The following is a 24,108-nucleotide window of genomic DNA, read 5'->3' on the forward strand; positions in this document are numbered from 1 at the left end:
ATAAGCTAGATTGACTAAATAGGAGGGGAATTATGCCTCATATGTCGTTTTTCATCAACAATAATGTGCATATGCAATAATTCTTTATAAATCATAGGGCTATAAAATTCAAATATTCGTTAGAACTTTACTGGCGGGGGTTTATTGTCTGGGTCTATCGATTGAGAAACAATGTCTTTTGCAGAGCGTTTGAATTGTTCTGACAGTGTATTTATAGAAGAGTCAGAAGGGACTGTCGTGCTTTCTTTGCTATTGTCAGCTACATCGTTTGGCGTTAATAAATGTAAGGTTTGTGTTGGGAATGCAATGTCAACATGCTGTGCTTTTGCCAGACGTAATATATCTAATAGAAAACGTTGACGCTCTCGTAATTCGGTACTCCAATCAGGCGTTTCCCAAAAGACATAAACAAGAACATCTAGCGAAGAGGCGCCCAGTGAATTGAGGTAAACATGAAAATAATCTTTTCTCATGTATGGGTGCAGTCTAATAATTTCTCTTACACCCTCGCAGAAGGCTTCAATTTTATCGGGAGGTGTATCGTACGTTAAGGCTACGTTACAGCTAAGTCGGCGATAGCGGCGCTGCCCCATATTGTCGACCTTTGCATTGATAAAAATAGCATTAGGCAACGTAATAAGGGAATCATAAAAGGTGCGTATTTTGGTGCTTCGTAACCCCACTTCTTCGACACTGCCCTCGATATCGTTAACGATGATCCAATCGCCATTATGGAAGGTTTGATCGAGAATAACCGTGATCGAGCCGAATAAGTTTTGTACGACGTCTTTTGCAGCCAGAGCAAATGCTAAACCGCCAAGGCCTAAACTAGCCAGTAGGCTTGAAACGTTCAAATTTAAATTAGAAGCAATAAAGGTAATGCCTATGACAGTGACGAAAACTTTTAATGTTTTTCTAATAAGAGGAACAAGAACATCATCTACTTTATTGTCAGTTTTGCTGGCTTGGTAATGTAAATAGAGAGTGACGAAATCAACCAGTCTATAAGCACCCCAAACACCCGCAATGCCTGCGAGAACTTTAACGGCAACCAATAAAATAACCATTGCCTGTTCTGGCAGTGCAAGGAGGTTTAAACCAGCCCACCAAATAGCAGCCATGGCGAGCATCGCCAACGGCCTAAGCATATCTTCAGGTGCTTCTTTGAAGGCCGGCGTCTTAGTTTTTCTGCGGAAATTTAACACCATTAATTGCAGTGAGAAAGCGGCAACTTTGTCAGCGATAACGCCGAGCGCGATAGACAATAAAACCCCTAACCATTTCCAATTTTCAAGCAAGAAAGAGCGCGTTTTAAGGGTGTCGGGTAATTGCCGACGAAATTGAATATGCCAAGGAATAAACTGTGCGTTTTGATCCTCAACTTTTAGGGTTTTTTTAGACGCTAGTTGGTCAATAATGTTGGGGAGCGATGAAAGCGTTTCTTGGCTAAACAACCAACGATCATTGTATGACTTAACAATACTGATAGTGTCATTTTTGTATTGAGCAAAGACGTAGGGAGCGCCTGATTTATTATCTGGAATGTTCTCAAGCTTTACGATGCGGGTTTTATCAATGGCTTCAAGTAACATCCATGCTAGGTCACGGCCTTTTTCATCTCGAACCAGTGGGTTGATAGCTGATAAATCTAGTGTGCTGATGGCCTTATTAATTTTTTCTGGCTGACCACGTTTAATATCATTCATGCTGTGCAAGAATGTTGAAAAAGTATCCCTTGGCGAACTAAGGCCTAAGGCTTCTGCGCTGACCACCTGATGGTCATTGTCATTCTCTGTAGAGTCAGCGTTTTCTGCAAAGCAAAGGCTGGTGTTGAGAAGAAGTATAAGGGTCAGTAACGTATATTTCATGGTTAATAATGCTTATGAGCGGTTAACGTATATGTTGTCGATTAGCCTTGTTGAACCCAGAAAAGCCGCTGCAAGAATAATAATTTCTTTATCGTTTTCAGTGGCGGGCCTAAGTTCGCTGCGCTGATAAATTTGTAGGTAGTCGGGTTTAAAACCAGCTTCGATTAAGTCTGTTATGGCATGACTTTCTAGGCTATTTAAATCATGGTTTCCTTCAATAATTTCTTGTTTAATGGTCTGTAAAAGTTGATGAAGACGAGGGGCTATTCGTCGCTCTTTTTCAGATAAGTAACCATTACGAGAACTCATGGCTAATCCATCAGGTTCTCTAACGATTGGTTTTCCGATAATCTTGATGGGGATATTTAAGTCATTTACCATACGACGAATAACGGCCAATTGCTGATAATCTTTCTCACCAAATATAGCAATGTCAGCACGGGTAATGTTAAACAATTTGGACACAATGGTGGTCACCCCATCAAAATGCCCGGGTCGTGAAGCGCCACATAAAACTTGGGTCATATTGGGAACGTGTACGTGGGTTGTTTGATCGCCTCCTAACGGGTACATTTCATCAATGTTGGGTGCAAAAAGAATGCTTGTATTGAGCGCATCAAGCTTGTCGCAGTCATCTTGAAAGGTACGCGGGTAGCTATCTAAGTCTTCGTTGGCACCAAATTGTGTAGGGTTAACGAATAAGGTTACCACAACGATATCAGCGTGTTGTTGAGCAGTTTTAACCAACGCAAGGTGCCCTTCGTGTAAGTTCCCCATGGTGGGTACGACAGCAATTTTTTTATTTGCTTGCCGGTGTTTATGGAGGGCGTTTTGTAATTCTTTAATGGTTGCTACAACAAGCATAGTTAAAACGAGTGTTCTTCTGCAGGGAATGTTTTATTTTTTACAGCTTCAACATAGGCGTTAACGGCGGCTGAAACATTACCTGCCTCAAGCATAAAATCCTTACTAAAGTTGGGGCGTTTACCAGCAGTAATATCCAACATATCATAGCTGACCAAGACTTGCCCGTCGCACTCAACACCTGCGCCAATACCGATAATAGGGATACTAACAGAGGCGGTAATTCTTTTAGCTAAGGATGAAGGAATGCACTCAACAACAATTGCACTGGCACCGGCTTGTTCAAGACACTTAGCGTCTTCAATCATTATGTTTGCCTGTGTGTCATCCTTACCTTGGACGCGATACCCGCCTAATTGGTTGACCGACTGTGGTAATAACCCAAGGTGTCCGCAGACGGGAATGCCCTGATCGACAATATGTTGCACACTGTCGAGAATTTTTTGGCCACCTTCAAGCTTAACCATATTGGCGTAGCCTTGCTGCATTAAAATAGCTGCATTATCAACCGCTGTATGAGGATCGGGGTAACTCATAAACGGTAGGTCAGTGACCAACAGAGCGCGTTCTAAGCCGCGTGAAACGATTTTTGAGTGATAAGCCATTTCTTCTACTGTAACAGGAACGGTGCTTGACTGGCCCTGGACAACCATGCCGAGTGAGTCGCCAACCAGTACCATTTCAACGCCCGCTTTATCAAGAATATGCGCAAAACTGGCATCATAAGCGGTAAGGCTGACAATTTTTTCGCCACGTTTTTTCATGGTGAGTAAGTCGGTATTGGTGATTTTTTTATGGCTTGAATGTTGGCTCATGTCGATCTCAAAAAGGGGTTATAAAATGGGTAAGGGGTTTAAATAGTGGCGACCTGCGCGTGTAGAGCAGATGTGTTTTAGCAGTTGCTCGTAGTCCTCATCGTTATCAACAGGGTTGATGTCGCTTGCGTTGACGATAAGTAAGGGCCCTGAATCATAATGATGGAAAAATTCAGTGTAAGCATTGGAGAGTTTTTGTAGGTACTCTCCGCTGATATTCTTTTCGTGCTTAATGCCGCGTTTTCTTATTCTAGATTGTAAAGTATTAACGGGGGCTTGTAAGTAGACGACCAAGTCGGCTTTTGTTGTTTGTATGGCAAGTGATTGATACATTTGATCATATAATTTGTACTCTTCATCCGTTAGGGTGAGCTTCGCAAATAAACGATCTTTTTCGAGCATAAAATCAGCCACAACACCTGTTGAGAAAAGCTCATTTTGGCTTAATTCGTTCCATTGTTTTGCTCGTTCCGTTAAAAAATGCAGTTGAACGGGTAATGCGGATTGGTTGGTGTGCGTATAGAAATGTTCTAAAAAGGGGTTTTCATCGGCTTTTTCCAGCGCGAGGTCGCACGAAAAACTTGCTGCAAGTTTTTTCGCTAAGCTGCTTTTGCCGACGCCAATAGGGCCTTCAACAGCAATGAACTTGGGTGGGTGAGCGGTTTCTAAAGTGTGATTATCCAAGGTTTAATGCTTTCTATGAGTGAGGAGAGAACTTTGCACGATACGACGATATGTTTCAAGCCATCATCGGTTAAATTTTGGCTGAATCGAGACGTGTGGGTGCGCTGTCATTCAACTTGTCTATTAAGGTTTGAACAGGGCCTAAGGTAGGGATGTTGAGATCTTTGTTGAGTTCAATTAATGGGTATAAAACAAAAGCTCTAGAAGCGATCCCAGGGTGAGGGAGTGTCAGTTCTGGGTCTTGAGAAACCAGTGCATCATAAAGCAATATATCTAAATCTAATGTTCTTGCGCCCCAACGCCCCGAGTCCCGTGTTCTACCGTGTTGATTTTCGATGGCTTGTAATGAAGTTAATAGCTCATAGGGCGTAAGCGAGGTACTGATTTTAGCCACAGCATTAGTGTAGTCAGGCTGATCTTGAGGCCCCATCGGAGGCGTTTGGTACAAGCTGGAGACCAACTCAAGCGAGCAGTTTTTTAGTTGCTTAAGGCGCTCAATAGCAGTTAGTACTTGTTGCGTAGGGTTTGATAAATTGCTACCCAATCCAATATAGGCGGAAACAGAGTGTTGCACGTTAAAGCTCAGTGTTGTTTGGTTTAGGGGGCTTCTTGCGTGATTTTCTTTTATGTTTGAACTGATTGGGCCGTGTCATTAGCTTTTGTTCAGTAGGGTCTAGTGTTTGGATATGAGTCCACCAATCGGCAATTTTTTCATCCACCTCTCCGTACTGCGCCCTTAATAGCATAAAATCATAAGCCGCACGAAAGCGCGGATGTTCTAAAAAGCGCAAACATCGCACGCCAATTTGCTTATGAAAGCGTGGTTGCAAAGCCCAAACCTCACGCATGGGTGTGGTCATCCGCTTTGGGATAGCTAGTCGGCTAACCTGGTGTGCAATGACTTCATTGGCTGCTGCATGAATGGCCTGCGTATCACTACTGAATGATGACCTGTTTTGTTCAATAAGCCGGCGGACAGGTTCCCAGAGCAAGGTGGCCAATAAAAAATAAGGGGTGACGTGTTGCTGATTCTTTAAGCGGGTTTCTGTGTTGCTCATGGCTTGTTTAAGAAGTCCAAGTGGTTTATCAGAAGTAGCTTTTTTAAGACATAAGTCGGTCTGCGGGAAAAGCGCTTCAAACAGACCATATTGACGGAGTGCGTCGAAAATTTGATTTGCGTCTGTATTGAGGAAAAGTTTGAGTGTTTCATCATACAAACGAGCAGAAGGAATATCTTTTAGCAACGGTGCCATTTCTAGCATAGGTGCGGCGGTGTCGTTTTCTATTTGAAAGTTTAACTTTGCTTGAAACCGAACAGCGCGAAGGAGCCTTACCGGGTCTTCTTTAAAGCGGGTGATAGGGTCGCCCATTAGCCGTAAGACTCTATTTTGATGGTCTTTAATGCCGCCAACGTAATCAATAACGGTCTTTTTCTTAGGGTCTAAATACAGCGCGTTAACGGTAAAATCACGGCGCCAAGCATCTTCTTCTAAGGTTCCATAAACATTATCACGCAATAGGCGGCCATCTCGATGAGCATGGCTGTCATTTTTATCGTGTTTAACGTGAGGCCCGCGAAAAGTCGCTACTTCAATAATATGGCGACCAAAATGAATATGTGCGAGCCGAAAACGGCGGCCAATTAATCGGCAGTTTTTGAATAGCGCTTGGACTTCTTCAGGTTCGGCATTGGTGGAAACATCGAAGTCTTTAGGGTGTAGTCCTAATAATAAGTCGCGAACACAACCGCCAACTAAATAAGCTTCAAAGCCTGCTTTAACCAAGCGGTCAGTAATTGAAACAGCGTGGCGGTCAAGTTTATCGGCAGATAAACCGAGTTCGTGTAATGTGTAAGTGGTTGGTTTATGTTGAGTTAACAAATTAGTTTTTAATGTAGTCAGTAGTCAATGATTAGGTTCTTGATGAACAATTGTATTGTAACGTATATTAGCAATAGGGTTGTTTTGCGTTATTTTTGCCATTTCTAAGCGTTTTGGACGTGCTAAAGAATGCCTGTATAACGGGTATGTGTTTTTATAAGTCCGGGTCGATGAGCTGTTTAAACTCCTTAGGCATGGCGCTTATTTTTTTCTTATGGTAATCCATAAACAGTAAGCCTGTCTTCGCAGTGGCAATAATGGTTTCCCCGTTATTCTTACTGACTTGATAGAGCATATTGAAGCCGCAACGGCTTGGGTCTTCTATGGCAATGTCGATGTTTAGCTGGTCAGGGTGAAAAGCTTCAGCTTGGTAGCAGATAGATAAGTCGGCCATGATGATGCCCAAGCCAGCAATGTTTGACTCTTGCATACCAACGTGAATAAAAAATTGGGCGCGAGCTTCATGCAACATTGAAATGAGTTTGTCATGTGCTAGATGCTGGCCATAATTAATATCGCCGATGCGCACAGGTAACGTACAACTGAATAAGGTGTGTTCTGGGTACGTGATAGATAATCTGGTCATGTCGCCCTCAATATTGATTGGTGATTCACATTATAGAGGAGCATTATGTAATGCTATATTGTATTTTTATAAATGGGCCAAGAATGTGAATAAATTATTATCTTCTGCATGGGTTTTATTGATCTTAATAGTGATTATTTGGGGGGTAAATTGGCCGATTATAAAAATTGGTTTAAGGTCGATAGATCCCCTTTGGTTCGCGGCTGCACGATTGGGTATAGCGCTGGTTACTATTTCGGTTTTACTTTTATTCTTGGGACGTTTAAAGCGGCCGCATCGGCAGGATATTCCTATTGTTTTAGGTGTCGGGGTGATGCAGTTTGCTGTCTTTGTAACCTTAATAAATATGGGCTTAACTGAGGTGAATGCTGGAAGGGCCGCGTTACTGGCTTATACCACGCCATTGTGGGTGACGCCTGGCGCCTATTTTGTTTTAAAAGAACCGGTCTCGCGAATAAAGTTGGTCGGGGCAGCTGTTGGAATTTGCGGTCTATTAATTCTGTTTAACCCCTTAGGTTTTGATTGGAATGATGCCTCGGTGGTTAAGGGCAATATATTATTGCTAGTGGCGGCGATGGTTTGGGCAATATCTATTTTGCATATTAGACAACATAAATGGAAAGGCAGTGTGCTGGAGTTAACGCCCTGGCAAATTATGGTGGCTTTACTGATCGTGGTGCCCTACGCTTGGTTTTCTAATACACAAGCTGTTGTTTGGAGTGCTGAGCTGGTGCTTATTTTGTTATATAACGGCATGCTGGCGACGGCGCTGGCTCAATGGGCATCCATAAGGGCAACGCAAATTTTACCGGCGATGACTGTTTCGCTAGGTTTGCTAATGGTGCCATTAATGGGGATATTATCGTCAACCATATGGCTTGGTGAGCCGTTTACCATGACTTTAGGGCTAGGAGCGGCGCTTATTGTCGGGGGGTTGCTGTTGCAAATTAATTTTAGGAAGCAGCGATAAACTTAACGCTGCGGGGTTTTGGTTACTGATGAGCTGATGGTGTGTGCTTCAATAAACACGCGTTTAACAGGCGGATATTTTTGTTTGATTTGCAAATCCATGTTGGCAATGGTTTGTTCTAGTTGTCCAGTTGATAGGTCGTCTTTAAAGTTGACGTTTAGCGTCGCTATAATGAAGTCTGGCCCCATATGCATGGTGAGTAATTCATGAATCGACTCAACAGTGTCATAATGACTAACAATACGTCGAATATCACTGACTAACTCTGGATTAGCACTTTCACCGATCAATAAACTTTTAGTTTCGTAAGCAAGCCAAATGGCAGTTCCTGCTAGAATTAAGCCAATAATGACAGAGGCGATACCATCGAATAATGGGTTGCCAGTGTAATAAGAGGCGGCTATGCCTAGAAAGGCAATCAACAGGCCGAGCATGGCAGCAGAGTCTTCAAATAATACAACAAACATAGACGGGTCTTTGCCACGCTGTACGGCTTCAAGGTATCCCCATTTGCCCTTGCTGCGAGTGAATTCATTTAAGGCAAAAAACCATGCGACACCTTCAAAAACGAAGGCTAGGCCTAAGACCCAAAAGCTTAGCGTTGGGTCGCCCATTGGTGTGGGGGCAATAATATGGTGAATACCTTCATATATAGAAACACCCGCGCCAACCGCAAAAATAAGGATGGCGACGACAAAGCTCCAAAAATATATTTCTTTGCCGTAACCGAAAGGGAATTGTTTGTCAGCAGGTTGTTTGGCCTTTTTTAAACCGTGTAACAGTAGCACTTGGTTGCCCGTGTCGACCAGCGAATGAATACCTTCAGAGAGCATAGCAGAGCTGCCCGAGTAGAAAGCAGCAATAAATTTAGTAATGGAGATGAGGCTGTTGCCAATGAGCGCCGCGTAGATAACTTTCTTAGAAGATGAGGACATGGGCCAAATAAGGTGATAATAATGCAGCAAGTGTCACCATATTTTGTTTGCTTGTAAAGCCTTATGCAATTTGCAAGGACAGCAATAAAAGCGCTATTGGGTATAAGGAGAATAAAACAGAAAGAAAACTGCGTAAATAATCGTAACGGCGCTATCTTCTAGCATTTATGTGCTGCTGGCGATGAGATGGCTAAAAACAGGTTATGATATAAGGGGTCGGCATCAGTCGGTAGTCAACGAATAAATCCATTTGGGTATGTTGATCAATTGTGTGGGGTGATCAGTAGGATGTCTGGGGTTGTTGGGTGTAACTAAATTTTTGATGCGATATGGAAAATATAAAACAGTGGTTTAATCGAGTGCTGACAAATCCCGAAGCTTTGGCTTTGTTAGGAACTTTATTATTTGGGTTGTTAGCCATCCTCTGGGTGGGTGAATTGTTATCACCAGTGTTGGCCAGTATAGTGATAGCTTACCTACTGGAAGGGGTTGTTGCTAAATTCCAATTTTTGGGCTTGTCCAGAAAGTTAGCGGTTATCAGTTCGTTTAGCTTATTTATGGCGCTGTTGTCTTATATGATATTTGGGCTGATTCCTTTGTTATCCATACAAACAGTTCAATTGGCTCAACAGTTACCCAATATGTTAAATCAGGGGGTTCACTTATTTACGGCCTTGCCTGAAAAGTACCCAAACTTTATTACCGAAGCTCAGGTTAAATTAATTTTTGATCAAGTCAGTACAGAAGCGGTTAAATATGGGCAAAATTTATTGTCGTTTTCAGCCGCCTCGGTCCTAAATGTTGTGGCGTTAATTGTTTATCTGCTTTTAGTGCCGATGATGGTGTTCTTTTTCTTAATGGACAAGGCAGAAATTTCACAATGGTTTGCCAGCTTTTTGCCCACCAATCGACGTTTAACAATAGAAGTTTGGTCAACAGTGAATGAGCAAATTGCTAATTATGTTAGAGGCAAGGTTTGGGAAATTTTAATTGTTTGGGCGGTCTGTTTTATCGCGTTTAATTTAGTGGGCTTGCACTATGCAATGCTTCTAAGCTTTTTAGTCGGGTTATCTGTATTGGTGCCGTATGTCGGTGCTACCGTTGTGACGATCCCTGTGGTGCTAGTTGCGTATGTTCAATGGAAATGGGGAAATGAATTTATTTACCTGACAAGTATTTTTCTAATTATTCAAGCGCTAGACGGCTATGTTCTTGTGCCGCTGTTATTCTCCGAGGTTGTTAACCTTCACCCTGTTGCCATTATTGTGGCCATTTTATTTTTTGGTGGAATATGGGGCTTTTGGGGCGTTTTCTTTGCAATTCCGTTGGCTACATTAGTTCAAGCAGTTTTAGTGGCGTGGCCCACTCGTTATAATGTGCTTGATAGCCCAATCAAATAATTTAATTTTAAAAAGGATCCTCATGAAATTGCTCCAACTTGCTTTTTGCACATCATTATTTGCTGCCACAACGGTGCATGCATTTGAATTATCAGATATTTCTGACCGTCTTTTTGAAGATAATGCGACAGGAATAGAGGGTCAATTAAAGGATGCTGCGTTTGAATTTAAAGTAGATTCGGCATTATTACGTAATAAAACTTTGCGTCAAGGAGCGCATATTGTTGTGTCACGTAATCGAAATTCGGTATTAATTGCCGGTCAAGCAGCGACAGAAGAAATAAAAAATAAGGTGTTGAGCGTGGTGTTGTCCGAGGCACATTTACAATGGACACAAGGCGATGTTAACCATGTGGAACCTTCGAATGCCCAAGTATGTGGCGAGAAAGCATCTAAAATGGCCGCGAACGATCGTCGTCGTTTTAATTTAAAAACGGCACAAGAGTGTAGTACGGTGAATCGTTTCTATAATGAGGTGAGGGTGTCCACGCCAATTAGCGAAGTGGCTCGAAGTGACGATGATCTACTTCGCGCCAGCATTGTTAATAAGCTTTTGCATGCATCGATTATTGATAAAGCAGAAACAATTAAAGTGGTGGTGTCCGACGGCTATGTATACCTATTGGGTGACCAGTTAAGCCAATCAACCGCGCAGCAAGCAACGCGGTTTGTGAATGACATGGCTGGAGTAGAAAAAGTCGTTCCGTTGTTTCGGTTTTAAGTATTTAAAGCCTTTACAGCGTCTAAGACCTCGGTGACATGTTCTTTGACTTTAACTTTACGCCACTCGTGAGTGAGTACGCCGTCGGCATTAATGATGAACGTGCTGCGTTCGATACCCATGTGCTCTTTGCCGTATAATTTTTTTAGCTTAATTACGTCAAATAATTTGCATAAAGACTCATCAGGGTCGCTGATCAACTCGAATGGAAAGTTGTGTTTTGTTTTAAAGCCGGTATGAACGCGGACGGAATCGCGTGAAACACCAAAAATTTCGGTGTTGGCCGCTTGAAATTCTTCGTAGTGATCACGAAAATCTTGCCCTTCTTGTGTGCAGCCAGGTGTGTTGTCTTTAGGGTAAAAATAAATGACGATGTTTTTACCTGCCAAGCTGCTCAGCGTTAATGATTCGTCAGCTGTTGTGGTGCAAGAAAATTCAGGAACGGTTTGATTAAGTGTTACGGTGTCCATGATTAATAACCTTATAAAAATTTATTGAAATTGGAAGTATTTTAGCAGACTGTTTTTTAGTTGTAGCATTGATGTATGTATAATATCCTGCTGATCGAGACTATCTTAAAGAAAGGTCTTTAAGATAGTCGTTAAATTTCCGTTTAAATTGGATTCAACTATGTTTCAAGGCAGTATTGTTGCACTCGTCACCCCCATGCATGCAGATGGGTCGCTTGACGAAGAGAGTTTAAATAAATTGGTTGAATTTCACATCGAACAGGGTAGCGATGCCCTTGTGGCGATGGGTACAACCGGTGAATCAGCGACCTTGAATGAAAAAGAGCATTGTCACTTTATTCGTCAGGTAGTCCGTATTGCAGCCGGTCGTATTCCTGTTATTGCTGGCACCGGTGCAAATTCAACAACCGAAGCGATCGACTTGACACGTTGCGCCGCGCAGGCAGGGGCGGACGCCTGTTTATTAGTAACGCCTTATTATAATAAGCCAACACAAGAGGGCTTGGTGTTGCATTTTAAAGCGATTGCAGAAGCGGTAGATATTCCACAAATTTTATATAATGTACCGGGCAGAACTGCCTGTGATATGTTGCCTGAAACGGTGGCTAAATTAAAAAATATCCCCAATATAATAGGGGTTAAGGACGCTACGGGTGACATGGCCATTGGGCAAGCATTAATTGATTTAAGTGATGAAAATTTTGCAGTTTATTCTGGCGACGATGCGACCTCATGTGAGTTAATTTTAATGGGCGCAAAGGGCTCTATTACAGTTACAGGTAATGTCGCACCAGCAAAAAACCACCAAATGTGTATGAAAGCATTAGCTGGTGATGCCGAGGCTGCAAAAGCAATAGATGCCACGCTTCAACCCTTACATCGTGATTTATTTGTTCAGTCGAGCCCGATCCCAGTGAAGTGGGCTGTGAGTGAAATGGGCCTTATCAAAAAAGGTATCCGTTTGCCGATGACTTGGTTAAGTCCAGAATGTGAAGAGGTTGTTAAAAAAGCGATGCTGGCTGCTCAATAAACGTATTAAAAATTAAAATAATGAAGATAAACGTAATGGTTAAATTGATTTTAATAGCAATGTTAATGGCTGTTTTAAGTGCATGCGGCATGATGCCTTCAGTCGATGAAGTGTTTGTTGATCAACGAGAAGCGTATAAGCGAGCGCACGAACTGCCTTCGCTTGAAGTGCCGCCTGACTTATCGGGCAGCGTGATTAAGGATGAATATGATGGTGGTGTAAACAATAATGATGTTAGTCCCTCAGCGTATAGCAATGTTGTTCAAACAACGCCGCTAAACGAGAGTCAACCCAGCGCTGAATTAATACAAGATGGGGTGGATAGTCATTTACTTGTGCGCGATAGTTTACGAAATGCTTGGCGTAAAACGATCTCTGCGTTAGAAGAGAAAAACTACGACATAGAAGACAAGAATCGCCAAACGAGTTTGGTTTATTTGAATATTGCAAAAAATAGTGGTTCGAGCAGTATGTTGTCTAGTCTTTCTTTTTGGAAGAAAGCAGAGACTGATGTGTATGTGGTTGAGTTACAACGAGCCGAAAATGGCATCACAGTGCGTGTTTTAGATGAAGAAAGAAATCGTATTGATAACGCTACCTCTCAAACACTATTGACTGATTTATTAGCCCAGTTAGCACCGTGAGGTTTGCCTCCCTAGGCAGCGGCAGCCGAGGGAATTCAACGCTCGTCCAGTTTGACGAGACCTTGTTGATGATTGATAACGGGTTTTCTATCAAGGAAACTGATAAACGGATGCAACGCTTAGGCGTTGCTGGTAGTGATGTTAGCGCTATTCTTGTAACGCATGAACACGGCGATCACGTGGGCGGTGTTGCTCGATACGCTCGTCGTTACAATATCCCTGTTTGGGCCAGTTATGGCACCGCGGCGATGATGAAAAATATTGACTCAGTACAGTGCTTTAATAGTCATAAACCCTTTGAATTAGGGAATGTTTCAGTCGAACCTATTTTAGTGCCGCACGATGCACGCGAGCCGACACAATTTGTTTTTAAATCGAATCATTTGAAACTCGGTGTTATGACCGATACGGGGTCGATAACCCAGCATATGGTTGATGTGTTGAATGACTGCGACGCCTTGATACTTGAATGTAATTATGACCGGGAGATGCTGTTGAATGGTGTCTACCCAGAGTCGCTTAAACAGCGGGTGATGGGTGATTGGGGGCATTTGGATAATCAACAAGCGGTTGAATTATTACAGCACCTGAATACAGCGACATTACAACATTTAGTACTGGCTCACGTCAGTGAAAAGAACAATAGCCATGATCTCGTTTTAGATAGCGTGAGCAAGGCGATACAATGCGACCGAGCTTGGTTAGAAGTGATTGATCAAGAGATGGGTATGGCTTGGCGCAACCTAACAACAAACATTAAAAGTAACGAGACTCTACATGCTTGAACTTATTGGCAGCACAGCACTATCTGCTTTTCGTAAACAACGACTCTTAACAAAAATCAGACAATCTGTTCCACACATCACTGATATTAGTGCGGAATTTATTCATTTTGTTGATATTGAACAGACACTATCGAATAGTGAGCTAGAAACGTTAACGCGTGTTTTAACATACGGACCCAAGAGTGACGGGGTTGAACACGTGGGTGAACGTTTATTGGTTGTGCCACGCGCGAATACGTTATCACCATGGTCTAGTAAGGCCACCGATATTGCACAACATTGTGGATTGGATCAAGTCAAGAGACTTGAGCGAGGTGTTGCGTATTATGTGCAAGGTGACCTTAACGAGCAGCAACTCGCTCAAGTCGCTGAGCAACTTCATGACAGGATGACAGAGCGGGTTTTAAAACAAGGGGAGCGGGCAGATGATATGTTTGCTCATGCAGAACCCGGCACCTTGGCATCGGTTGATATCTTGTCAGAAGGTAAGCAGGCCTTAGTAGCGGCTAACAAAACAATGGGGTTGGCTTTATCAAGCGATGAAATTGATTATTTGGTTGACAATTTCACGGCCCTAGGTCGAAACCCTAATGACATTGAATTGATGATGTTTGCTCAGGCAAACTCGGAGCACTGTCGACATAAAATTTTCAATGCAGATTGGACGATAGATGGTGATGAACAAGAAGAAACCTTGTTCGGTATGATAAAAAATACGGCCAAGCACAGCCCAAAAGGCATTATTTCTAAATACAGCGACAATGCTGCGGTAGCAGAGGGTAGTGACGCAGATGTGATGATTCGTGACCCTGAAAGTCGTTCATATCAGTTTGTTGAAGAGCATGTGCCGTATCTCATGAAAGTAGAAACGCATAATCACCCAACAGCCATTTCGCCTTACCCTGGTGCGGCAACAGGTTCTGGCGGTGAAATTCGTGACGAAGGGGCGACTGGGCGAGGCTCACGCACTAAAGCGGGTCTAACGGGTTTTACCGTATCACACCTAAATATTCCTGAGTTTTCACAACCATGGGAGCAAAGCATTGGCAAGTCAGAGAGGATTGCTTCAGCGCTTGAAATTATGTTGGAAGGCCCACTCGGCGGGGCGGCGTTTAATAATGAATTTGGGCGTCCAAATTTAACCGGTTATTTCCGTACCTTTGAACAAAATGTACCAAATGAAAACAGCCTAAAAGCGCGTGGTTATCACAAACCAATTATGCTTGCAGGTGGTGTTGGTTCAGTCCGTCCGATGCATGCTTTAAAGCAAAAAATAGAACCGGGCTCACCGATTATAGTATTGGGTGGTCCATCGATGTTGATTGGTTTGGGAGGCGGTGCGGCGTCATCACAAACCTCCAGCGAAGGTTCTGAGGCCTTAGACTTTGCATCCGTGCAACGAGAAAACCCAGAAATGCAGCGCCGTTGCCAAGAGGTGATAGAAGCGTGTAATGCGATGGGCGAAAAAACCCCCATTATTTCTATTCATGATGTAGGTGCAGGTGGTTTATCTAACGCGGTACCAGAAATCATTCATGATTGTGATTTGGGTGGTCGCTTTGAATTGCGTGATATCTTATGTGCAGATAGCAGTTTATCGCCGATGCAAATTTGGTGTAATGAATCGCAAGAACGTTATGTTATTGCGCTAAAGGCAGATCGGTTAGAAGAATTTAAAGCATTATGTGCACGAGAACGTTGTTTGTACGCGCACATTGGTGAAGCAACTCAAGAAGAGCAATTAGTTCTTAATGATCGCTTGTTTAATAACCGACCAATTGATTTGCCGATGTCATTATTATTTGGCAAACCGCCCAAAATGGAACGCTCGGTTGAGCATATTCAATGTAATGTGCCGGCTTATGATGCAAGCACAATTGACCTAAAAACGGCGGCATATCAAGTTTTACGCTTTCCGGCGGTTGCTGATAAATCATTCCTTATTCATATTGGAGACCGTTCAGTAACGGGGCTGGTTGCACGTGATCAAATGGTCGGGCCGTGGCAAATTCCAGTGGCTGATGTGGCGGTCACAACGAGTGGATTTAATCATTACACGGGCGAAGCTATGGCGTTAGGCGAACGAACTCCGTTGGCCGTTATCGATGGGCCTGCATCGGGGCGCATGGCCATTGGTGAAGCCTTAACTAACCTTGCAGCCTCAAATATTCGTGGTTTAGATGAAGTTTGTTTGTCAGCCAATTGGATGGCTGCTTGTGGTGAAGCAGGTGAAGATGCAGCATTATTTGATACGGTAAAAAGCGTTGGTATGGAACTGTGCCCAGCCTTGGGTTTAGCCATTCCAGTGGGTAAAGATTCAATGTCGATGAAAATGGCATGGAAAGAAGATGCGGCAGAAAAAGTCGTCAGCTCACCACTATCGTTAATTATTACGGCTTTTTCACCAGTAAACGATGTACGTAAAACACTGACCCCTGAGTTAAAAACAGATATTGATAACAGTTTAATTTTGATTGATTTGGGTGCAGGTAAAAACCGTATGGGTGGCTCGGTGTTAGCGCAAACCCAGCAGATGATGGGTGAATCGGTGCCCGATTTAGATGATGCTAAAGCATTTAAAGCCTTCTTCAATACGGTTCAGCAACTTAATGAAAAGGGTCAGCTGATGGCCTACCATGATCGTTCGGATGGTGGTGTATGGGCAACCTTATGTGAAATGACATTTGCTGGTCGCTGTGGGGCTATTATTGATATTGAAGGCGATCTACTTAGCAGCCTGTTTAATGAAGAGCTTGGCGCTGTTATTCAAGTATCCAAAACAGATGAAGCTTCAGTAATAGACGCCTTTAATAAACAAGGATTGGCAGATTGCGTCAGTGTTATTGGTACGGCGTATACATTTCAACGTATCATTGTTACGCAAAACGGGGAGACCGTTTTTGAAGAGTCGCGGGCGAAGTTGCAACAGGCATGGTCAGAAACATCCTATAAACTTCAGGCATTAAGGGATAACCCAAGCTGTGCTCAACAAGAGTTTGAGCGAATTGCCAATAATGCGGATAAGGGCTTATTTAGTGAATTAAGTTTTGATCCAAGAGAAAACATCGTTGCCGAGTTAACAGCAACTAAGGCTCGACCAAAAGTGGCTATACTACGAGAACAAGGCGTGAATGGTCATGTTGAAATGGCGGCTGCCTTTGATAAAGCTGGTTTTGAATCTGTTGATGTTCACATGAGTGAATTGATTTTGGGTCAACGTGACCTTGCAGAGTTTGTAGGGTTGGCAGCGTGTGGTGGGTTTTCTTATGGTGATGTTTTAGGTGCTGGGGAAGGCTGGGCTAAATCTATTTTATTTAACGAGCATGCACGTCAAACCTTCAGTGACTTCTTTAACCGTAGCGATACGTTTGGCTTAGGTGTGTGTAATGGCTGTCAAATGTTGTCGAATTTGCGTGAATTGATTCCCGGTGCGCAAGCATGGCCACATTTTGTTAGAAATGAGTCTGAGCAATTTGAAGCGCGAGTAGCGATGGTAGAAATTCAACCATCACCTTCTGTTTTATTATCGGGTATGGAAGGTTCACAAATGCCTGTAGCCGTGGCGCATGGTGAAGGTCGGGTAGAATATACTAAGGCTGATGAGCAAGGCCATGTGGCGTTGCGTTATATTGATCATGATGGTGACGTGACAGAGCAGTTCCCCTTTAACCCAAATGGGTCAGTGCAAGGCATTACCGGGCTAACAACAGATGATGGCCGTTTTACAATTATGATGCCGCATCCAGAACGTTGCTTTAGAACCGTACAAAATAGCTGGTCACCAGAAGAGTGGGGTGAGGATGGCGCGTGGTTAAGAATGTTTAGAAATGCGAGAAAGTGGGTAGGGTAAAAACCGCTTTAAACGCTCATAATTCATTGATTCGCCGTTGATGTTCTTCTGTAGTTATTTCACCTTCAGCTAGCCGCTTGTCGAGTGATTTAATCATCACATCACGTGGGGCGGGGCTTTTTTTGCCTTTCTTGCTGGCCCATTGAATAGCTAAAAATATACCGCCAATGGCGCTACCCCAAAAGGCCAGCATAGCCCATAAGCCAAAGTCGTCAGTATTCATTGTTAGTCAGTTTCATTATTAATGGCTTTAGGGGCGAGTGATAGTTAGCTGATAAAAGGGCTAAGCGTTTGATGCTCAGAGAATGCTGTATAACATAACGTTTAATTGCGGTTTCAGTTTTAAAGTTTTCTTTTGTTTGCGCTGTTTCAACATAGCGTAAGGAGTATAAAACGATGTGTTTAATCATAGCGACGTAGAGTAATGAAGTGAGTTGCTTATTTGGCAATAACAACTTGATTTTTACCATTTTCTTTAGCTTGATACATAGCCTTGTCTGCTCGTTTAATAAAACTGTTAGCGCCCTCTTTTGTTAGGTAGGTAGCAACGCCTGCACTTACCGTGATGTTAACGGTTTTGCCTTCGTCAGTTACAAAGTTTTTCTGTGCTAGCTGGGTGCGAATTTTTTTAACGGCAATCGCTGCTTTATTTGCAATAACAAAGGGGAATAAAATAACAAACTCCTCACCACCATAACGAAAGGCTACATCGACGTGACGAATGTTTTCTTTGATGATGTCTGCAAAGCCTGTTAGCACAGTATTGCCAAACTGGTGACCATAGGTATCATTAACCTGTTTGAAGTCGTCTAAATCTAACATGCAGATGGATAAAACCTGTCGATACCTATCGCAACGACTGACCTCGCTGTTAAATTCTGAAAAGAAATGTCGTGCGTTATACAGTTGAGTTAAATCGTCCAGCGTGCTGAGTTCTCGGTATTTTTGTTGGTTATCGAAAAGTCTTTTTTCACTGTGTTTTTGCTCACTAATATTAATCAGTGTTTCAACGGCTCCAATAATATCGTGGTTGGCATTTAATATGGGCGCCGCAGAAAAAAGTAACCATTCACCGGAGCCTATGGTTGGAAAAAAATCTTCAGCTTCAAAAGCATTGTCTAACACGTTAGACCGATGATATTTATTGGTATAGAAACGCTCAACGGACTCATCCTTTGCGCCTTCAATAATAAGGTCTGACAATGTTGGCCGAGGGTTTGGGTAAAACGGTTTCCATTGTTTTTTAGTGCCAATCATATCGACAGCTAGAAAGCCGGTGGCTTTCTCAAGTGCTTTATTCCAGTGTGTTATTTCGTGCTGGGTGTTAATGGCAAAAGTGGGAATAGTAATACTATCGAGCAGATGGAACGTAAATAAGTTCTCATGGCTCGTTGTTAAGCCTTTGTCAGGATGAGTACTCATTATTCATGGTAGTAAACATATATGCTGATTATGCGCTGATTGACTGAAGAATCAAGAGAAATGAATTTTTTATAATGCGTGACAGTGTTTAAATTTTTTGCCACTTTGACACCAACATAGATCATTTCTTTTTAGCTTAAGGTTGGTGCGGTAAATGTTGGGCTCTCCATCAAGGTAATACCACTGGTCTTGTTCTCTAATAAATCGTGACTTTTCGCGTAACTCAAAAAATTCATTGTTTTCGTTAAAAAAAGCAGAAAATTCAACTTGGCCCGTTTGGTGTTGCTTATCACCGTGTTTTACTTGATGGATGATTAACTTAATCCAATGGCTTGTTTCTTGGCTGTTTTGTAAGCTTGTTAATTCATTGGCTTCGCGTTGGCTTGGATGATGCGTATTGACTAAATATGGGTGTTCGTTGAAATAGAAAGCAGTAAACCTTGAACGCATCAATTGTTCAGCTGTTTCAGGCATTAATGATGCGGTTATAAAAAGAGCGCAGCACTGTGAGTACAATCGACCCGAACCGCAAGGGCATAAAGAATTATTCATAATCGATGCTAGTAATCATGTAGGTTATTTTGCCAGCAGGTGTGGTAACGGTCACTTCATCATCGAGTTGTTTCTTGAATAAAGCCTTGGCAACTGGGGAGTCCATACTGATGTAGTGGGGTTGGTGATCCAGTTCGTCTGGGCCTACAATGCGATAAGTTTTTTCTTCGCCATCAAGGTCTTCTAGGGTAACAATACTGGAAAAAAATACGCTGTCTAAGTTGCTTGGTTTTTCATGAATAACGTTAAGAATGGGCAGGCGTTTTTGTAAATATCGGATACGTCGGTCGATTTCACGCAGTTCTTTTTTGCGGTAAATATATTCAGCATTTTCAGAGCGATCACCCTCGGCGGCTGCGGCTGATAAAGCTGCGACAACGCTGCGACGCTTTAGCCACAAATCCTTTTCTTCGGCTTGTAAGCGTTCAAAGCCTTTTTTGGTAATATAGGCAGATTTCGGTGGTGAAGGAGGTCGATAACGACTCATATATTAGTGTAAGCTAGTTAGTTTTTGAATTAGATTATAAGGCAAAATATGTTGCAGATATCAACCCGTGAGGGCGAACGCCCTGAAACGACTAATACTAATCCGCATGAGCAATTAACGCAAAACCCAAGTGTTGAATGCCATCAATTATTTAAAGAGAAATTATTTCATTTTGATAAGGTGAGTCGTCGTCCGAGTATTATTTCTGTGCCCGGTGCTGAAGCGCTATGGCTAGAAGAAGGTGAGCCATGTAATTGTACGAATGGGTTTATGATCGAGCGAGAATTTGCACATATTCATCCGGCGTATGATGGTAGTCTACATATGGCGCTATCCGAAGAAGATTTTAAAACAGTGATTGATAAACAATGGGGTGAACGACACCCATTAGCAGGTAAGGGGCCTATTCCAGAAACCATAGCGCTCGTTTATGCGCCAAGAGATATAGAAGAAATAGATACCGTCATGAAGATCGTAAATGCGTCATTGAAGAACGCTAAAACAACAAAGGGGACAGCATTATGAATCAAAAACCATTAGATATGAGCGCTATTATCGAAGAAAACCCGCTAGGTAAATTTCAGCAATTAGTGATGCTTTTTTGTGCCTTGATCATTATTTTTGATGGTTTTGACGTGTTAGCCATCGCGTTTGCTGCGCCAGACCTTAGTAAGGCGTTAGAGATAGCTAACAGCGACTTGGGTTATGTCTTTGCGGCAGGGTTGTTCGGTATGATGTTGGGGGCATTAATATTAGGCCCGGTTGGCGATAAGTTTGGCCGTCGTAATGCGGTTATTTCCAGCGTTTGTATGTTTGGTTTGTGTACCTTGTTGACGGGTTTTATAGAAACCTATAACGAACTTGTATTGTTGCGTTTCCTCACCGGTCTTGGACTTGGTGGTGCTTTGCCAAATGCTATGGCATTGATGACTGAATATGTATCAACACGGTATAGAAACATTGCCATAGCAGTGATATTTCTGGGCATGCCGATTGGTGGTATAAGCGGCGGAATAATTGCTTCAGAAATTATTCCGGCTTATGGTTGGGCGTCATTGTTCTACGTAGGTGGAGTTTTGCCCCTGCTATTGGTTCCCGTGTTAATTCTATATTTACCTGAGTCACCTCGGTTTTTAGTGGAGCATGATAACGATAATGATAAGTTGCTTTGTAAGATTGCCCAAAAAATAGAGAGTAGGCGAGAGGTTCCATCTAACAGCGTGTTTTATCATCACCCAGTGGAAAAGCACTTTCCTGTTAAGGCGTTATTTATGGAAAGAAGGCAGGCAGACACCTTGTTAATATGGGTGGTCTTTTTCTTTAATTTACTGGTGGCTTATTTCCTATATAGCTGGATTCCAACGCTACTGGTTGAGGCGGGCTATCAGCTAAGTGAAGCTACAAAAACAGTCATTGTTTTAAATATTGGCGGTGCCATCTCGCCTTTTATTTTAGCTAAATTTATATCTTACTGGGGCTCTAAGAGGGTCTTGGTGGTTTGTTTTGTATTGGCTGGGTTCAGTATGATGGCTGTAGGCCAATTTGGTTCATCGATTAATATGGTGATGATTTTGTCCTTCTTTGCTGGCTTTTTTGTTGTGGGTGGGCAGGTCAGTTTGAATGCACTGAGCAGCTATATGTACCCAACACATATTCGTTCTACTGGGGTAGGTTGGGCCTTAGGCATTGGACGGATCGGGTCTATTGTCGGTCCGTTATTAGCGGGTGCTTTAGTCGCCGCATCGTTTGGTTTAGATGTGAACTTTATTGTGTTTGGTTCGTTCTGTTTTGTCACGGCAACAGCACTTTTCTTTATTAAAAACCACGAAAAAGTGCAAGATAAGTCTTGAAAAAATGTTCATGCCTCCCTATTTAAATACTGTAAACAACTTAAATAGGAGAATTGATATGGCAATTGCAAGATATGAACCATGGAACCTTTTAGGGCGTTATGGAAACGATTTAAGTCGCAGGTTTTCAGATGATGAAGACAGTGTTTCTTCAACATCAACTTGGACACCAGCAGTGGATATTAAAGAAGAAGATGATCGCTTTGTTCTTCACGCTGATGTGCCGGGTGTAGACCCACACGAGATTGATGTGACAATGGAGGATGGCATTTTAACCGTACGAGGTGAACGTTCTAGTGAATCAAAAGAAGAGAAAGATGGCTATAAACGTGTAGAGCGTTTCAATGGTACTTTTTATCGACGTTTTGTATTACCCGATACAACCGATGAAAATAAAGTGAGCGCAAATTATGAAAAAGGTGTTCTTGAATTAATAATTCCAAAGAAGCCGGCGGTATTGCCAAAACGTATAAAGGTTAATGATAAAGATAATTAAATGACATAGTCTTATGTTAACAACGGGGCCTTGGCCCCGTTTTTTTGTCTGAAAGGTTTTACGGTACGATAGGGTCTATAGTGTTGAGGTATAAGAAAAGGACTCTCATGGGTATTAAAAAATTGACATCTCTTACCGATAATGATGTTACTCCGAAGGCTGATTTTGATAAAAGTCGTGCACTCATATCCGCTTCTCGACGACAATTTCTAACGCGTAGTTCAGGATTTATGGTAGCGGGTGCTTTAGCGCCTGATGCCTTATGGGCTGGTAATAAAATTGAAAATTATGTGACTAGCCAGTTTTCATTGAAAGAAAAACTAACACCTTATGAATATGTGACCGGCTACAATAATTTTTATGAATTTGGGACAGCAAAGAGCGACCCAGCATTAAGAGCACATCTATTGAAAACAAAACCTTGGAGCTTAACAATTGAAGGCGAGGTGGCTAAACCAGGAGTTTACAATTTAGAAGATATTCTTAAGCAGCAACAACTCGAAGAGCGTATTTATCGCCTACGATGTGTAGAGGCATGGTCAATGGTGGTGCCATGGATTGGCTTTTCATTAGCTGAATTGATTAGGCAGATGGAACCCACGTCAAAAGCGAAATATGTTGAATTTACAACGCTGTATGATCCTAAGCAAATGCCAGGGCAAAAAAGCCGTATTCTAAAATGGCCATATGTAGAAGGGTTACGAATGGACGAAGCAATGAACCCGCTTTCACTGATGGCCACCGGTTTGTATGGTGAAGAAATGCCCAATCAAAACGGTGCACCGTTGCGCTTAATAGTGCCTTGGAAATATGGTTTTAAGAGTATTAAATCGATCGTCAAAATTAAATTTACAGAACAGATGCCCAAAACATCATGGAATGAATCAGCAAAAAATGAATATGGCTTTTACGCTAATGTTAACCCGGATGTTCCTCATCCAAGATGGAGTCAACGTAGAGAAAGGGTGATTGGCGCGTCATTGTTTACGCCCAAGCGTGATACCGAACTATTCAATGGTTATGGTGAGCACGTGGCTTATTTGTATAAAGGGATGAACCTTCGCCAGTTTTTTTAAAAAAACTATAATTAAAATGCTAAGAAAGAAAGCTTCAAAACAGCAGATAAGGCTATTAAAAACGATAGTTTTTAATACCTGCTTAATTCCATTTTTATTGATTATATGGGATGGGTTTAATGATTTATTAGGCGCTGATCCAATCAAGACCTTGCATGTTAGAACAGGAGATTGGGCGTTAAGGTTTTTATTAATTACCTTGCTAATGTCACCACTACAACGGGCATTTAACGTTTCTTTGCCAATACGTTTTCGACGAATGTTTGGTTTATTTGCGTTCTTTTATGCCAGTTTGCACCTGGCTGTTTGGCTGGTTTTAGATCAATCATTAAGGGTTGAGCATATGCTAGAGGATATACCAGAAAGCCCGTACATTATGCTGGGCTTGTTGGCCTACTTAATGCTAATACCACTTGCGATAACCTCCACCAAAGGCATGATGCGTCGGTTGGGTAAGCGCTGGGTTGAGTTACATAGAAGCCTTTATTTGATAGCGGTAATGGGTGTTGTACATTTCTTTTGGTTAACAAAACTAGATGATACAGAACCATTTATTTACGCTGTCTTGTTAGCAGTCTTATTATTATTTCGTTACTTAACGAATAAAAAAATTAATAAGCTTTAAGCGGCAATAGCTTCGTAGAGATTACTGACTTTAGCATTAAGGTGCTTGGGTACTTTGTGGTATTAAAAACGTCGTTTATTTATTTTAGGCACTTTAAT

Annotated in this window: 25 protein-coding genes; 12 read left to right on the forward strand and 13 right to left on the reverse strand. The window is 42.3% G+C overall.

What is annotated here, in order from left to right; genetic code table 11:
* Positions 1-119 precede the first annotated feature (119 nt).
* From CYCPU_RS0102140 to CYCPU_RS0102170, 7 genes are all read right to left on the reverse strand, one after another.
* The gene (locus tag CYCPU_RS0102140) at positions 120-1,868 is read right to left on the reverse strand and encodes a mechanosensitive ion channel family protein (protein WP_020161805.1); all 1,749 of its coding nucleotides are present in this window, start codon (positions 1,866-1,868) and stop codon (positions 120-122) included.
* A gap of 12 nt (positions 1,869-1,880) precedes the next feature.
* Entirely contained in the window at positions 1,881-2,732 is an 852-nt protein-coding gene (panC, locus tag CYCPU_RS0102145) for a pantoate--beta-alanine ligase (RefSeq protein WP_020161806.1), read from the reverse strand.
* Positions 2,733-2,734: 2 nt separating this feature from the next.
* Positions 2,735-3,547 carry a 3-methyl-2-oxobutanoate hydroxymethyltransferase gene (panB, locus tag CYCPU_RS0102150; protein ID WP_015005239.1) on the reverse strand — a complete coding sequence of 271 codons (813 nt, stop codon included), beginning with the start codon at positions 3,545-3,547 and terminating at the stop codon, positions 2,735-2,737.
* Between the two features lie 18 nt (positions 3,548-3,565).
* Complete coding sequence (locus tag CYCPU_RS0102155; protein WP_015005240.1) at positions 3,566-4,231, reverse strand: deoxynucleoside kinase; 666 nt, start codon at positions 4,229-4,231, stop codon at positions 3,566-3,568.
* Positions 4,232-4,301: 70 nt separating this feature from the next.
* Positions 4,302-4,805: a 2-amino-4-hydroxy-6-hydroxymethyldihydropteridine diphosphokinase gene (gene folK / locus CYCPU_RS0102160; RefSeq protein WP_020161807.1), complete on the reverse strand. Its 504-nt coding sequence runs from the start codon at positions 4,803-4,805 to the stop codon at positions 4,302-4,304.
* Position 4,806: 1 nt separating this feature from the next.
* Positions 4,807-6,111 carry a polynucleotide adenylyltransferase PcnB gene (gene pcnB / locus CYCPU_RS0102165; RefSeq protein WP_020161808.1) on the reverse strand — a complete coding sequence of 435 codons (1,305 nt, stop codon included), beginning with the start codon at positions 6,109-6,111 and terminating at the stop codon, positions 4,807-4,809.
* Between the two features lie 154 nt (positions 6,112-6,265).
* A complete protein-coding gene (locus CYCPU_RS0102170) occupies positions 6,266-6,697 on the reverse strand; it encodes an acyl-CoA thioesterase (RefSeq protein ID WP_016389892.1) in 432 nt (143 codons plus the stop codon).
* Positions 6,698-6,782: 85 nt separating this feature from the next.
* On the opposite strand from CYCPU_RS0102170, the gene CYCPU_RS0102175 reads away from it, so the two are divergent.
* Positions 6,783-7,667, forward strand: coding sequence for a DMT family transporter (locus CYCPU_RS0102175; protein WP_026362555.1), 885 nt, complete (start codon positions 6,783-6,785; stop codon positions 7,665-7,667).
* Between the two features lie 2 nt (positions 7,668-7,669).
* Here CYCPU_RS0102175 and CYCPU_RS0102180 read toward each other — a convergent pair whose 3' ends face one another.
* The gene (locus CYCPU_RS0102180; RefSeq protein ID WP_020161810.1) at positions 7,670-8,602 is read right to left on the reverse strand and encodes a cation diffusion facilitator family transporter; all 933 of its coding nucleotides are present in this window, start codon (positions 8,600-8,602) and stop codon (positions 7,670-7,672) included.
* 329 nt (positions 8,603-8,931) lie between these two features.
* Here CYCPU_RS0102180 and CYCPU_RS0102185 point away from each other — a divergent pair, with 329 nt between their 5' ends.
* Complete coding sequence (locus CYCPU_RS0102185) at positions 8,932-10,002, forward strand: AI-2E family transporter (RefSeq protein ID WP_015005246.1); 1,071 nt, start codon at positions 8,932-8,934, stop codon at positions 10,000-10,002.
* A 22-nt stretch (positions 10,003-10,024) separates the two neighbouring features.
* A complete protein-coding gene (locus tag CYCPU_RS0102190; RefSeq protein WP_020161811.1) occupies positions 10,025-10,723 on the forward strand; it encodes a BON domain-containing protein in 699 nt (232 codons plus the stop codon).
* Here the strand turns inward: CYCPU_RS0102190 and CYCPU_RS0102195 are convergent.
* Positions 10,720-11,193, reverse strand: a complete 474-nt coding sequence (locus tag CYCPU_RS0102195; protein ID WP_016389886.1) for a peroxiredoxin — start codon at positions 11,191-11,193, stop codon at positions 10,720-10,722. The genes CYCPU_RS0102190 and CYCPU_RS0102195 overlap by 4 nt on opposite strands.
* Positions 11,194-11,353: 160 nt before the next feature.
* Here CYCPU_RS0102195 and dapA point away from each other — a divergent pair, with 160 nt between their 5' ends.
* From dapA to purL, 4 genes are read left to right on the forward strand one after another with little or no spacing between them, the layout of a single operon-like run.
* Positions 11,354-12,223, forward strand: coding sequence for a 4-hydroxy-tetrahydrodipicolinate synthase (gene dapA, locus CYCPU_RS0102200; protein ID WP_015005249.1), 870 nt, complete (start codon positions 11,354-11,356; stop codon positions 12,221-12,223).
* Between the two features lie 35 nt (positions 12,224-12,258).
* Positions 12,259-12,867, forward strand: a complete 609-nt coding sequence (gene bamC / locus CYCPU_RS0102205; RefSeq protein WP_020161812.1) for an NlpB/DapX family lipoprotein — start codon at positions 12,259-12,261, stop codon at positions 12,865-12,867.
* Positions 12,864-13,652: an MBL fold metallo-hydrolase gene (locus CYCPU_RS0102210; RefSeq protein ID WP_083923776.1), complete on the forward strand. Its 789-nt coding sequence runs from the start codon at positions 12,864-12,866 to the stop codon at positions 13,650-13,652. The genes bamC and CYCPU_RS0102210 overlap by 4 nt, the downstream gene beginning before the upstream one ends.
* Complete coding sequence (purL, locus tag CYCPU_RS0102215) at positions 13,645-17,502, forward strand: phosphoribosylformylglycinamidine synthase (RefSeq protein WP_020161814.1); 3,858 nt, start codon at positions 13,645-13,647, stop codon at positions 17,500-17,502. The genes CYCPU_RS0102210 and purL overlap by 8 nt, the downstream gene beginning before the upstream one ends.
* A gap of 16 nt (positions 17,503-17,518) precedes the next feature.
* Here the strand turns inward: purL and CYCPU_RS0102220 are convergent, their stop codons facing one another.
* From CYCPU_RS0102220 to greB, 4 genes are all read right to left on the reverse strand, one after another.
* Positions 17,519-17,725, reverse strand: coding sequence for a hypothetical protein (locus CYCPU_RS0102220; RefSeq protein WP_020161815.1), 207 nt, complete (start codon positions 17,723-17,725; stop codon positions 17,519-17,521).
* Positions 17,726-17,940: 215 nt separating this feature from the next.
* Positions 17,941-18,924: a sensor domain-containing diguanylate cyclase gene (locus tag CYCPU_RS0102230; protein WP_015005255.1), complete on the reverse strand. Its 984-nt coding sequence runs from the start codon at positions 18,922-18,924 to the stop codon at positions 17,941-17,943.
* Positions 18,925-18,993: 69 nt separating this feature from the next.
* On the reverse strand, positions 18,994-19,476 hold the full coding sequence (locus CYCPU_RS0102235; RefSeq protein ID WP_016389880.1) for a YchJ family protein: 483 nt from the start codon (positions 19,474-19,476) through the stop codon (positions 18,994-18,996).
* A complete protein-coding gene (gene greB, locus CYCPU_RS0102240) occupies positions 19,469-19,963 on the reverse strand; it encodes a transcription elongation factor GreB (protein WP_015005257.1) in 495 nt (164 codons plus the stop codon). Before greB ends, CYCPU_RS0102235 begins: the two co-directional genes overlap by 8 nt.
* A 48-nt stretch (positions 19,964-20,011) precedes the next feature.
* Between greB and CYCPU_RS0102245 the strand changes: the two genes are divergently transcribed.
* The 5 genes from CYCPU_RS0102245 to CYCPU_RS0102265 all read left to right on the forward strand — a co-directional run bounded on the left by CYCPU_RS0102245 (position 20,012) and on the right by CYCPU_RS0102265 (position 24,010).
* On the forward strand, positions 20,012-20,488 hold the full coding sequence (locus CYCPU_RS0102245; protein WP_015005258.1) for a luciferase domain-containing protein: 477 nt from the start codon (positions 20,012-20,014) through the stop codon (positions 20,486-20,488).
* On the forward strand, positions 20,485-21,813 hold the full coding sequence (locus CYCPU_RS0102250) for an MFS transporter (RefSeq protein ID WP_015005259.1): 1,329 nt from the start codon (positions 20,485-20,487) through the stop codon (positions 21,811-21,813). Before CYCPU_RS0102245 ends, CYCPU_RS0102250 begins: the two co-directional genes overlap by 4 nt.
* 58 nt (positions 21,814-21,871) lie before the next feature.
* Positions 21,872-22,309: an Hsp20/alpha crystallin family protein gene (locus CYCPU_RS0102255; protein ID WP_015005260.1), complete on the forward strand. Its 438-nt coding sequence runs from the start codon at positions 21,872-21,874 to the stop codon at positions 22,307-22,309.
* 107 nt (positions 22,310-22,416) lie between these two features.
* Complete coding sequence (gene msrP, locus CYCPU_RS0102260) at positions 22,417-23,385, forward strand: protein-methionine-sulfoxide reductase catalytic subunit MsrP (protein WP_020161817.1); 969 nt, start codon at positions 22,417-22,419, stop codon at positions 23,383-23,385.
* A gap of 16 nt (positions 23,386-23,401) precedes the next feature.
* A complete protein-coding gene (locus tag CYCPU_RS0102265) occupies positions 23,402-24,010 on the forward strand; it encodes a protein-methionine-sulfoxide reductase heme-binding subunit MsrQ (RefSeq protein WP_015005262.1) in 609 nt (202 codons plus the stop codon).
* Positions 24,011-24,108: the final 98 nt, after the last annotated feature.

Origin of the sequence: Cycloclasticus pugetii PS-1 (assembly GCF_000384415.1) — a bacterium.
GTDB classification, from domain to species: Bacteria; Pseudomonadota; Gammaproteobacteria; order Methylococcales; family Cycloclasticaceae; genus Cycloclasticus; species Cycloclasticus pugetii.